10 protein-coding genes and 1 pseudogene are annotated in these 12,725 nt (G+C 28.1%); 1 reads left to right on the plus strand and 10 read right to left on the minus strand.

Translation table 11 applies throughout. The features are described 5' to 3' along the window. Positions 1-29 precede the first annotated feature (29 nt). Positions 30-1,553, minus strand: coding sequence for a murein biosynthesis integral membrane protein MurJ (murJ, locus tag HMPREF0391_RS08035; RefSeq protein WP_002836546.1), 1,524 nt, complete (start codon positions 1,551-1,553; stop codon positions 30-32). 96 nt (positions 1,554-1,649) lie between these two features. Between murJ and HMPREF0391_RS08040 the strand changes: the two genes are divergently transcribed. Continuing rightward, positions 1,650-3,008 (plus strand): helix-turn-helix domain-containing protein, encoded by a 1,359-nt coding sequence (locus HMPREF0391_RS08040; RefSeq protein WP_002836547.1) that lies wholly within the window; start codon positions 1,650-1,652, stop codon positions 3,006-3,008. On the opposite strand, the gene HMPREF0391_RS08045 is transcribed toward HMPREF0391_RS08040, so the two are convergent. The 9 genes and pseudogenes from HMPREF0391_RS08045 to HMPREF0391_RS08080 all read right to left on the minus strand — a co-directional run bounded on the left by HMPREF0391_RS08045 (position 3,005) and on the right by HMPREF0391_RS08080 (position 12,720). Then, positions 3,005-4,120 (minus strand): tetratricopeptide repeat protein, encoded by a 1,116-nt coding sequence (locus tag HMPREF0391_RS08045; protein WP_002836548.1) that lies wholly within the window; start codon positions 4,118-4,120, stop codon positions 3,005-3,007. The genes HMPREF0391_RS08040 and HMPREF0391_RS08045 overlap by 4 nt on opposite strands. Continuing rightward, the gene (locus tag HMPREF0391_RS08050) at positions 4,121-4,777 is read right to left on the minus strand and encodes a hypothetical protein (protein ID WP_002836549.1); all 657 of its coding nucleotides are present in this window, start codon (positions 4,775-4,777) and stop codon (positions 4,121-4,123) included. A gap of 8 nt (positions 4,778-4,785) precedes the next feature. Continuing rightward, positions 4,786-6,480 (minus strand): arginine--tRNA ligase, encoded by a 1,695-nt coding sequence (gene argS / locus HMPREF0391_RS08055; protein ID WP_002836550.1) that lies wholly within the window; start codon positions 6,478-6,480, stop codon positions 4,786-4,788. Between the two features lie 10 nt (positions 6,481-6,490). Further along, positions 6,491-8,842, minus strand: coding sequence for an endonuclease MutS2 (locus HMPREF0391_RS08060; RefSeq protein WP_002836551.1), 2,352 nt, complete (start codon positions 8,840-8,842; stop codon positions 6,491-6,493). Continuing rightward, the gene (locus HMPREF0391_RS08065; RefSeq protein WP_002836553.1) at positions 8,843-9,577 is read right to left on the minus strand and encodes a U32 family peptidase; all 735 of its coding nucleotides are present in this window, start codon (positions 9,575-9,577) and stop codon (positions 8,843-8,845) included. It abuts the gene before it with no gap. A gap of 66 nt (positions 9,578-9,643) precedes the next feature. After that, positions 9,644-9,793: pseudogene (locus HMPREF0391_RS09615) on the minus strand (DUF3656 domain-containing U32 family peptidase); the annotation flags it as partial. 45 nt (positions 9,794-9,838) lie between these two features. Beyond that, positions 9,839-10,825 (minus strand): IS30 family transposase, encoded by a 987-nt coding sequence (locus HMPREF0391_RS08070; protein WP_002834841.1) that lies wholly within the window; start codon positions 10,823-10,825, stop codon positions 9,839-9,841. 97 nt (positions 10,826-10,922) lie between these two features. Then, a complete protein-coding gene (locus HMPREF0391_RS08075; protein ID WP_230454524.1) occupies positions 10,923-12,095 on the minus strand; it encodes a peptidase U32 family protein in 1,173 nt (390 codons plus the stop codon). Beyond that, entirely contained in the window at positions 12,088-12,720 is a 633-nt protein-coding gene (locus HMPREF0391_RS08080; RefSeq protein WP_035109534.1) for a cell division protein ZapA, read from the minus strand. Before HMPREF0391_RS08080 ends, HMPREF0391_RS08075 begins: the two co-directional genes overlap by 8 nt. Positions 12,721-12,725 lie beyond the last annotated feature (5 nt).

Raw genomic sequence — 12,725 nt, forward strand, 5'->3', positions numbered from 1 at the left:
ATTCAAAAAACTTTCAATTGTCAAACCATCTATTTTTTTCTTCTGTTCTTATAAAAAGCGATAATTTCGTTTAGTTCTTCGACCTTAAAAATTAAAATACAACTCAAATAACTAATTCCTGCAACAATTATAGACATCATTAATGATAATGTATTTGAAAATCTAATATTTGTCGTTTTAAATGTAATATAAGCTAAAGCTCCCATTATCAACGATGAAATCAACATCTTAAAAATATTTACAAATGATGATTTTGTAGAGCTAAAATCTCCAATTTTTTTGTGTAATCTCATTATTATCATTATTGCTCCAATTAGATTTGCAAAACTTGTTGCTACTGCTAATCCTACTAAGCCAAAAATTCTTGATAAAATAATATTTCCTATTATATTTATAGCAACCATAATAACAGAATTAATCGTAGGAGTTTTTGTATCATTCATGGCATAAAATGATTTCGACAAAATATCTCTGATAGCAGTCCCTATGATTCCCAAAGCGTAGAAGAACATACAAACTGATGTCATATCAACATCATTCATTGTGAAAGCTCCCCTAAAGAATAGCATCTTAGTAATAGGATAAGATAATACCAAAAGTCCTATTGTCGCTGGGATTACTAAAATACAAATCATAGACATTGATTTCATTATGCTATCTTTCATTTTATTCAAATCATTAGCGATAAAATTTCTAGACAATTCAGGATACACAATTACAGAAATATTTGCTATAACAATACCAGTTACAAATTCAATAAGCCTTGATGCATAATTTAGAATTGGAATACCATTAGCTGAAACTGTAGATGCTATCGACTTATCTACCATAACATTGATTTGATTTACCGATACTCCTAAAATTATCGGAATTGATAAAAGAACAATCATCTTTACATTTTTATCTGAAAAATCTAAAATCTTATGATATTTAAAATTCTTTCTTTTCGTTATAAATATGTAAGGCAAATATTGGAGTGCATTTCCCAATAGCAAACCAATTCCAACTATCATATTATTATCGTATTTATTGGAAATGACAAGAGCAAGTATAATGAAGAAATTCATTATAAAACCTTGTAAATTTTGAACTACAAAATGATTATTCGCATTCAAATATCCCTTGAATACACATGACATTATGGACGGTATCATTGACAATAAAGTCAATCGCATGAATTTTATAGTTAATTCTTTTGTATATCCAGTAAATCCTGGAGCAAAAATTTTAATTACAGATGGTGTAAAAATCTCCAGTATTACTATTAATGCTAATATTATAATAACAACTATATTGTTGATATTTGATGTAAAAATATCGCCTTCTTCCTTTCCCTTTTCGTGTACTATTTTATTGTATATAGGAATAAAAGAAGTTGAAATTCCTGCTGAAAACAAGCTTACTATTGTAATCGGCAGTATTTGTGAAACCAAAAATGCGTTGGCAACCGGCCCATTTGTAGGAAAAAAATATGCCAGTGTAGTTTCTCTTACTAATCCTAAGACTTTTGATAGTAGTGTAATTATCATCAATATAATGGCAGTCTTTTTCATAAGTATCTCCTGTTTATATTTAAAAAATTTGTTGGTTGTGATATTATTTATACTATAGATAATAACACAGGTCTAACGATAATTAAAGGTGATAAGATGAATATAAAGTTATTGGTAAAAAAAATGGATGAGTTGGTTGACTCTTCGGACATAAATATAATAAACGATATCGACAATATATCGTTAAATTGTATTTCCGATCAGAAAAACACACTATCCATAATGGAATATGACAAAAATATTATTTGTCCTAAAAATTCTAATATTCTTTTTTTTAAAGCAGAAGATGAAATCATAGAAAACGAAAATGCAAATATTATTTATTCAAAAGAAGATGATATTTTCAAAGTTTACGAAATTGTGAATGGATTTTTGCGAGAGCATTCCGAGTTCTATAATAGAATTTACAATACAATTTCAAACCGTGAGGCCGTTAATAATTTGCTTTTAATCATAAAAGATTATTTTGATGTAAATGTATGCCTGTTGAACTCAAACAAAAAGTTGTTGCTAAATACATTTGATTTTTCAACTATAAAAAAGATTTATCCGTTGGAAATAAAAAAGAAAAGCTTGAGCAAATTGTACGGATATCTCGCTTTTGAAACTATTGAAGATGAATATGAATTTGAATTCAGAAAAATTTCCAAAATAATTTCAACATATATTTATAACAATGTAAACGGGCTGATAAATTCGAAAGAAGACATATACAGCACCATTAAGAATTTGATTTCTGGAAATATTACAGAAAAAGACGAAGAAAATATCGCAAATATAGGTTGGAAAACAGATGACAATTACGATATTAATGTAATTAAAATCGAAGGTGGTTTATTCAAATACCAAGACATGTTCTCACATGGTAATAGATTTGTTTTGGATTATCCAATGTATATGTATTCTGTATTGCAAGAAGGATACCTTGTGTTATTGACTAATAATAAAATTAAAGATGTTTCGTCAGTAAAGACAAACCTAAACTTTTTTACTGAAAAATACGACTTAAAAAGCATTAAATTATCACTAAAAAACAACCTGTTCAATTTGAAAAAAGCTTATGATTTATCCAGAAGAATTTTAGAAAACAATATAGAATTAACTGAAAACATAAACGATAATTGCTGTAAAATCATCTATGATTTGGTATGCTTGGATTCTGAAATAGAAATATTAGTTCCGGAATTTATCTACAAACTAAAATATGACGATATAAATAACGGGACAGACCTTCTTAGAACATTATACTTTTACCTTGTAGAAGAACGTTCATTAATTAAAGCATCTCAAAGACTGAATGTTCACAGAAACTCCATTGTTTATAGAATAAATAAAATTAATGAATTGGTGGATATTAATTTGGATTGTTACAAAGCAAGAAAAAACATAATAAGCGCTTTGGAAATAATTGACAGATTAGACAACACTCTAAAAATAACAGAAGAAGACATTTAATTGTCTTCTTCTATTTTTTGCAATAATTGCATTGCCATATTAAAAATATCTTCGTGAACATCATCATAAGAAACCAAAGTTGATAATGTATCCTGTGCTTTTGCAACTCTATTTGAGTTTAGTTCAATAACAGCTTTATTGTACAATAAAATTTCATTGTCTTTATGAATTTTGAGTCCACGATTTAAAACTTGAATTGATTTTTCAAAATCATAATCGTTGAAGTAAGCCACAGACATATCATTATACAAATCAACATGATCAAATCCCATATTCTCTGCTTTTTCAAAATATTCTATAGCTTTATTCAAATCATTCAAATTCAAGTAACATTTACCCATTAAATAAACAATTCTAGAAGTCTTTTCAAGTTCTTGGAAAATTTCAAGAGCTTTTTGTGGTTTTGAATTAATTAAATTAGTCGCAAAGTCCAAATCTCTAAGAGGCTTTATATCCTCCATTAAACGTTCAACTTCATTGATGACAATTAATACTCTTTTTTCATCGTAATCGTTAGGACAAGTTGCCATCTTGTGTGTATTTTTTAAGTAATCATAAGCTTTTATATAATTATGATTTAGTAATTCTAAGTTTGCAAGTTCTACATAATTTAAGAAGAAATCAGGAAAATTCGCAACATTTTCATTTAAAACTCTGAAAGCTTCTTCAATAAAAATACTAGAATTAAACTCATCTTCTAACGCCATTAATCTTAAACAGTACGCATAATAATACGCATTATCTGCAATATCCGATTTTAATATATCATTTGTTCTAAAATAAATAACAGCTTGTTTTGGATCTGAAATTTTTTCAACTCCCATAGATATTATCGATTTTTCAATATCAGGGAAAATATTGTACATAATATCTGTGTAGTTTACACAATATTTGAATGTTCTATCGTAAGCTATGTTATAAATCATGCCTTTAATTATTAATTCCAAATCAAAATTTTTGACGAAATCATTGTTCTTGACTCCATCTAGTAAATCTTTTTCTAAAACAGGTAGTGGAATATCTTTGTCAATGTAATCATTTGATTCTAATAAATTCACATAAACCAATTGATTCATAAATTTACTGAAATATTTGTCAATCTTATTAATCATTTATTTCTCCCCCGTTTCTAAAATTCTGTATAAATTAGCCCTATATAACATGAATAACGAAATAAACATCAAAAGTAATCCAAATTTCAAAATCGACACGACTTCATTCGACATTATAAAGTCTTCAAATGTGTAATTCTTCATTATCAAATTATACAAAATTGCAAAAATCATAACATTAGGTATGTTCCATGTTAAGAAATTTTTGAAATTAAATTTTAATGATGTCCAAATTGACTTATAAAATTCTTCGTCAATCATATAAAGTGTCTCAACTAATGGATTAAAAATTAATAACAGAGCAATTACTGCTCCTTCGTATTTTTTTAATAAAAAATACAACAATAATAAAATCCCTCCATTAAATGCAACCTTTAACATTAATTTAGGAATAGTAATCGGTTCAATTTGATAGTTGTCTCGTGTATGAACCGAAATACTAAGCATATTTAAAAGAATACTCAATAGAAATGTAACCAAAACTGCTATTACCACATTCGATATTTCTTTAGATACAGATAATCTAAACAAAATATTATTCGACATATTTAACGATAATTTCATTACAATCATTGATGCAAAAATCAGTGGAAAATATTTAATTGTATGTGCGGTTCTTGTAAAAGAATTTTTGATTATTTCTATAAATGAGTCCATTATTCTCCCTACATTCTAACTGGTGCTTCAATGCCTAACAAGCTCAAAGATAATTTCAAGCATTTGTTAACAGAATAAGTTAAATACAATCTTTGATATTTTAGTTCATCTTCTACAGTGTTGATTGGACAATTTGCATAAAATTTATTGAATAGTTTTGCTAATTCTACTGTATAACGTGTTAAGAAAGAAGGTTCGTATTTTTCAGTAGCATTTAATAAAACTTCTTCAAATTTTGATAAGTGTTTTACAATGTCGATTTCTGTATCGTCAACTAATAAATCAAATTTGCTATTTTCTTTTAATTCAAATTCTCCCTTGTCTAATATAGAACAGCTTCTTGCAAATGTATATTGTGTATATGGTCCAGTTTCTCCATCAAAATTCAAAACTTGATCCCAATCAAACGTATAATCTTTTATTCTATTATTGAATAAATCTTGGAATATTACAGCTCCAACACCAACTTGTTTTGCCACTTCTTCTTTATTTTCAAGATTAGGATTTCTTTCTTCTATGATTGATTTTGTTTTATCAATAGCTCTATTTAAAACATCTTCTAGGAAAATAACTTTACCTTCTCTTGTTTTCATAGATCCATCTTTCATGCTAACCATACCAAAAGAAACATGTTCGCAATCATTCCACCAATCAAATCCCATTTTTTTCAAAACGGCTCTTAATTGTTCAAAATGAAGTTTTTGTTGACTAGCAACAACGTATACATTTTTATAAAAATCGTAAGTTTTTTTACGATACATTGCAGTAGCAATATCTCTTGTTAAGTATGTTGAAGACCCATTTGATTTTTTTATTAAAACAGGTGGCAAGTTTTCATCATCCAAATTGATTATCATTGCACCATCGGATTCTTCTAGCAAATTTTTCTTATCAATTGCTTCTAATGCATCTCCAATAAATTGTGAGTGGAATGATTCACCATTAAAATTGTCAAACTCAACTCCTAGTAAATCATAGACTCTTTGGAATTCTTTTAAAGAAATTTCTCTAAACCATGACCATAATTTTACAGCTGTAGGATCTTTTTTCTCTAATTTATCGAACCAATCACGTGCCTCATCCATATAAGATTCATCTTCTTTTGCAATTTTATTGTATTTTACGTAAAGATTTAAAAGTTCTTTTATTGGATCAGCATTAATTTTATCTTCGTCTCCCCATTTTAAATAAGCTGAAATCATCATACCAAATTGAGTTCCATAATCACCAATGTAATTAACACCTGTTGTATTAAACCCTTGATATTTCATTATATTTCTTATGGCATTTCCTATTACAGTGGAGCGTAAATGTCCAATATGAAATGGCTTTGCTATATTTGTAGAAGAAAAGTCGAACACAACATTTTTTCCAACGCCAATATGACCACTTCCAAAATCATCTTTAACAGCTTCTGTTAGAACACTTTCTACTAATTTCGAATTATCTACAAAAAAGTTTACGTAAGGACCTACATTTGTAATTTTTTTGATATTTTCATTGCTAAATTCTTTTTTAGCTAATTCTTCTGCGATTAAATTAGGTGCTTTTCTAAAAGTTTTTGCTAATTTAAACACTGGAAACGCATAATCTCCCATATCACTGTTTGGTGGAATTTCGATTAAATCTGATATTTCTTTTTCAGTTAGACCAGTGTCAAATCCTAGTATAATTTGTTTTACTTCTTCTTTAAAATTTATCATTTTAATCCCCTTATTTTAAATAAATGAAAGTAGCTCCAAGACCGCCTTCATTATAACCTGCATCTTCAATCTTTTTGATTCTTTTATCACTTCTTAGGTATTCTCTGATACCTTTTCTGAGCATACCAGTTCCTTTTCCGTGAATTATATTCACTTTTTTCAAACCAACAATTACACAGTCATCAATGTATTTGTCAAGTTCGTATATTGCTTCTTCGATATTCTTACCACGCAAATCAATTTCGCTTTTTATATCAGAATTAGCTTTATTTTTTATGATACTTTTAATGCTCTTTGATGATTGAATTACTTCTTGTTCTTTAATTTTCTTCAAGTTCTTAACATTGGCATTTATCTTTAAGATACCCACTTGAACCAATAAATCACCTTTTTTATCAGGTTCAGAAACAATAGTACCTTGTTGGTCAATTCCTAAGATTTCTACCTCATCTCCTAATTGTAGATTTTGTTTCTTAGATGTTTCGTTCAAAAGTTTTTTGCTAGGGCTCTTTTTAATTCTTTTGTTAAATTTACTTTCAACATCATTAGCTACAGTTCTAGCATCAGATTCTTTCTCTAAGAATTTTAATTTATTAATAAGCTCACGCGATTCTTCCTTAGCTTGCATATAAATTTCATTAGCGTTTTCTTTTGCTTCATTAATAATTCTTTCTTTTTCGAGTTTTGTCTTTTCAAGTTCTTTTTCGTATCTGTCACGAAGCTTTAATAAATCTTCTTTAAGCTCTAATTGTCTTCTTTTATCTTCGTCAATTTGTTTCTTTTCAGATTCAATGTCAGATAAAACATCTTCAAAATCTTTGTCTTCTTGAGATAAGATTTCCTTTGCATTATTAATTATATCATCATCAAGACCAAGTCTTCTAGAAATTTCAAAAGCATTTGATTTACCAGGAATTCCAATTCTCAATTTATAAGTTGGTGATAAAGTATTTACATCAAATTCTACTGAACCATTTTTTACGTATTTTTCTGTCAATGCAAATATTTTAAGTTGAGAATAGTGAGTTGTAGCAATTGTTCTTATAGATTTGTCTAAGAAAATTCTCAAAATTGCAATTGCTAGTGCCGCTCCTTCTGTTGGATCTGTTCCTGCACCAAGTTCGTCGAATAACACAAGAGAATTAAATGTAATGTTATTTACAATGTGTACAATGTTTTTCATATGAGCTGAAAAAGTAGACAAAGATTGTTCTATACTTTGTTCATCACCAATATCTGTGAAGATATTGTCGAAAATTGCCACTTCCGAATTTTCATCTACAGGAATTAAAATTCCAGATTGTGCCATTAAAGTTATCAGACCTACTGTTTTAAGTGTTACAGTTTTACCACCTGTGTTAGGACCGGTAATTACCAATGTATTATAATCATCACCAAGATAAATACTTATTGGAACAACTTTTTTCTTGTCCAATAAAGGATGTCTTGCATTTTTGAAATTAAAATATCCATTAGTGTTTAGCTTCGGATTTGTCGCATCAATTTCTATCGCATACTTTGCTTTAGCAAATATAAAATCTAATCTTGATAAAACATCCTGATCCACAAAAATCGAATCTTTGGCATCATAAACTCTATCAGAAATCTCTTTCAAAATTCTAATGATTTCTTCTCTTTCTTCTGCTTCAAGCATTCTCAATTCGTTGTTTAATTCCACAACCTCCATCGGTTCGATGTAGACTGTTTGCCCAGAAGATGAATGGTCGTGTACGATTCCTTTAAAAGATGATTTATGTGAAACTTTTACAGGAATTACGTATCTATCATCTCTCATAGTTACGATATTTTCTTGTAATGCTTGATCATTAGAAGATAAAATACTATTTATTTTATCTCTAATATTTTCTGTTTTTTGCCTTTTAGTTTGTCTAATTCTTGCCAGATTTCTACTGGCATTATCGCTAATCTCATCTTCTGAAATTATTGCATTATTAATAGTTGCAACTAAATCAGGTTCTTCCACCAAAGAATCCATCATTGCCATTATCATAGGGTAATTTTCGTGATTTTCGTCAGATTCTCCAGCGTATCGTTTTATATCATGAACGCTACTTAAGATTTGGCCGATTTTCAACAAAACTTCTGGAACTATGTATCCACCTTTTGATACATGCATTATACTTGCTTTAACATTTATAATCTCATATATCGGAGGATTAGAGAATTTGTAAATCATACTCATTGCTTCATATGTTTCATCTAAACTTTGTCTGATTTCATCCTCTTCAATCATAGGTTCCAATTTATTGGCAATACTTTTCCCCAATTTAGATTTGCAAAGTTTTTCAATTTTATTTTTTATTTCGTCGTATTCAAGTGTGTTTAATGTCTTTTTGTCCATTTATAAAATTCCTTTTTTAAAATGAAATTCATTAGATTTTCCAGTTGCATTTTTGTTTTTTCTAATCGAATATAAGTTAAAATCTATATCATTCTCATCTATCTTAATTCTATCACAAGAATAAATCAAAGAGTAATCATACATCCTTATAACCCTATATTTAGAAAAATCTCCTTCAATATAACAATCATTAAACTTACAAAATTCACAATTTTTCCCATTGCACTTTATTATGCTTGAAAAAGGACAATAAATAGTAACCATATTAATCAAGTTATCTTCAACAACCAATTCATAATTGTAATTTGAATTTTCTACAATTTCTTTAATTTCAGATTTGTTTAATTCAACAGATAAAGTTATTACATTTACTCCCAAATCATTCAAAACTTTTGCTGAGAAAGTATTAAATACATTCATCTGATAGTCACTTACAACAAAATCAGCATTCATATCTCTTGCTATAATGATATCCCCAATGTTATTGATTAAAAGTTTGGATACATTATTTTCTCTGCACCTTTTTATAAACTTATCCGTTTTTTCTTGATTCAAAAATCTTGGAACTCTGACAATATATTGTGATGAGATTTTATCGCTGTAACCATCCACTTCATCTACAAAAACTGTTTTATAACTTGATTTATTAATTCTATTTTTTTCTATCAGATTATCTAAATTTTTCAAATCAACATTTTTTTGTTTTCTATGATTAAAATCAGCTTTTTCTTTCAAATAAAATTCTATGAAATCTCTTCTTATCTGATTTATCTGACTTTTCGATAAAAATAATCCATCATCTAGTATAATCTCCAGCTCAGAAATATTTACTGGATAGTTTCCTGTTTTTAGTACTTGATTACGTATAAATTCGTCATCTATTGGTTTATTTTTTGCCTGATCGCAAATAATATTAGTGTTATATATTAGATCATTTACAAATATTTGAATAGGTTCAGATTTTTTACAGACTAATTGTCAAATCAAATGCAACACCTATGGTAAGAAACCAAAAAGTTCTTCTTTAGGTGTTTTATATTGTATACATTTTCTAGGTCTATTATTCATTAAACTTAAGTTATAATTTAAATCATTAATATTTACTTCCGATAAATCCATACCCTTAGGATAAAACTCCCTTAAAAGTCCATTACTATTTTCATTTGTACCCTTTTGCCATGCACAGTAGGGGTCACAAAAATAAGTTTTACATCCTAACTCTTTTTCTATTTTCTCAAATTCTGAAAATTCTTTACCTCTATCAAAAGTTATTGTTTTCACTAATTCTTTGGGAAAATCTTTTAGTGCATTGATTATTGCAGGTGTTACATTTTCTGATTTTCTATTTTCAACTAGAATTGCTATATAGTATCTAGATTTTCTTTCTGCTAAAGTTACGAAACAGTATCCACTTTTTCTTTTATGATCGAACCTGCCTGATTCTACTGTATCTGCTTCCCAGTGACCTAGCTCTTGCCTTTTGTATATTTCTTTAGGTCTTTTCTTAATAGTTCTGCCTTTATCGTTAAATTTTCCTCTTTTTTCTGCTGGTCTTTTAAATCTTCCTTTTCTTCTCAAATTTTCCATACTGGTTTTTGGCAGTTTTTTTGCGTGTATAAGCCTATATATAGTTGATGTAGATGGTATATGATTAATAGAATTTGTATTTCTATTTGATATTTGTTCAGGTGACCAATGTTCATTAATTTTTATAGTTAAATACTCAATAACATCTTTAGAAAACTTGGTTTTCCTATGACAATCTTTCCTTCTATGACGATATTTGTCATTTGCCTTTATTGGGAAGTATTTAGTGTAACTTCCTCTACTGGATTTTATTTTAGAAGAATTTCTTTTAATTTCTCGAGATATTGTACCAGGTGACCTTTTAAGTGCTTGTGCAATTTTTCTTATACTCATTCCTAAATTTAAAAATTGATAGATACAAGATCTCTCTTCTATGGTAAGATGGTTATAGCTCATAGTTAATCGCTCCTTTTAATATGTTTTGTTTGGTCACTTACATATTAACACAGCTGATTAGCTATGAGTTATTTTATGTTGCACTTGTTATGATAAATTATCTACAAATAAACTTGACTTGTAAATCAAATTCTACATTTTTTTCTTCAGCTGACTCTTCAACTATTTTAATGTGACTAACTCTTTTTACATCGGAATTTTCAAGAGCATCACATATGTTTTTAAATGAAGCTATACTATTTTTCGTATAATTTTCAGTTAATGTCAAAGGAAAAGTATTTTTTCCGTTAGAAAGTATTAGAATATCTTTCTTGAATACATCTTCTGTAAATTTAATTTTTCCTTTTCCTAATACTTTTCCTATTGTGTTACCTTTAATTTGATTTTTCCTACCAAGTTCAACGTAATTGCATCCATTTGTATTGTTGATTAAACCTTTTGTAAATCCACGATTTTTAACTTCGTCTAAATAATAATCGTATTTACCTTTGTCTAATTTTTCTCTGTAAGATTTTACAATAGAGTACACGTATTCCTTGGATTTCATTCTTCCTTCGATTTTCAAACTATCACAGTATTTTGCGATTTCTTCGACATTATCAATAGTACACAAATCTTTTGGACTGAGATAAGACAGCTTTGAATTAATAGTTTCATTATCTAAAATAATCTTATAATCTTTCCTACAAGGTTGAGCACATCTTCCTCTATTTGCACTTCTATCACCATTTAATGAACTCATCAAGCATTGCCCCGATTGGCACACACATAATGATCCATGAATGAAAACTTCTATTTCAATGTCACAGTTTTTCCTAATATTTTTTAATTCTTCTAAATCAGTTTCCCTAGCCAATACTATTCTTTTGAAACCAAGTTCTTTGGCAATTAATGCCCCATTCAAATTGTTAATGTTCATTTGAGTAGATTCATGTAAGTTCAAATCTGGAAATAACTTGTTTACAAGATATGCCAGACCAATATCTTGCACAATTAGTGCATCAATATCGATGTTGTATAATCTGTTTACATAATCAATTGCCTTGTGAATTTCTGATTGTTTTATAAGAGTGTTTAATGTTACATAAACTTTTACGTTTCTTAAATGGCAGTATTTTACAACTTCCTTAACATCTTCTACAGTAAAATTCTCAGCATAAGCTCTTGCGGAAAATTCTTTTGTTCCAAGATAAATCGCATCAGTTCCTGCACGGACACTAGCTTTTACCATGTCCCAATTTCCACAAGGAGCTAATATTTCACTAATCAATGATTTCATCCCTTTGATAATCCATTAAAATATTTTCTAGCTTATTTTTTTCAAACGCTAATTTGTTATATTCGTCTTTTAAATCTTTGTATTTTTGAGATATATCATCATTTTCTGTTTCGTAAAATTCAATTTGCTTTTTCAAATCATCTGTAGTTTTCTTTTCTTGTTTGAGTTTTGTATTTAAATCTGATGCTTTTTGTTCATATTGCACTTTAATTTCATTAGCGTATTTTTCAGCTTTTTCCCTTATATCTTCTTTTTCCTTTTCAGAATTTTCTTTAATTTCATTGTATTGTTTAGTCATTTGTTTTAAGTTTGTTTCTTTAATAACTAAATTTTGATACAATTTTTCGCAATCAGATTTTAATTTAGAATAGTCCATAATAATTGGATCATTCTCTTTTTTGTATTCATTTAATTCAGTTGTTAAATTATCGTGAGTTTCTGCCAAATTCATAAGAGCTAAGATAGTTGCATTCAAAGTCGTTAATTTTGAATTTCTGTTTTTACAATCTGCAATATCTTTGTTTATTTTCTCAACTATCTTATCTGTTTCTTCTTTAGATTTTTCAGTAACAATATTGTAAGTTGAACCTTGAATTACAACTTGTAATTTGTTCATATACA

The sequence above is a fragment of the Finegoldia magna ATCC 53516 genome (genome assembly GCF_000159695.1).
In the GTDB taxonomy this organism is placed as follows: domain Bacteria; phylum Bacillota; class Clostridia; order Tissierellales; family Peptoniphilaceae; genus Finegoldia; species Finegoldia magna_F.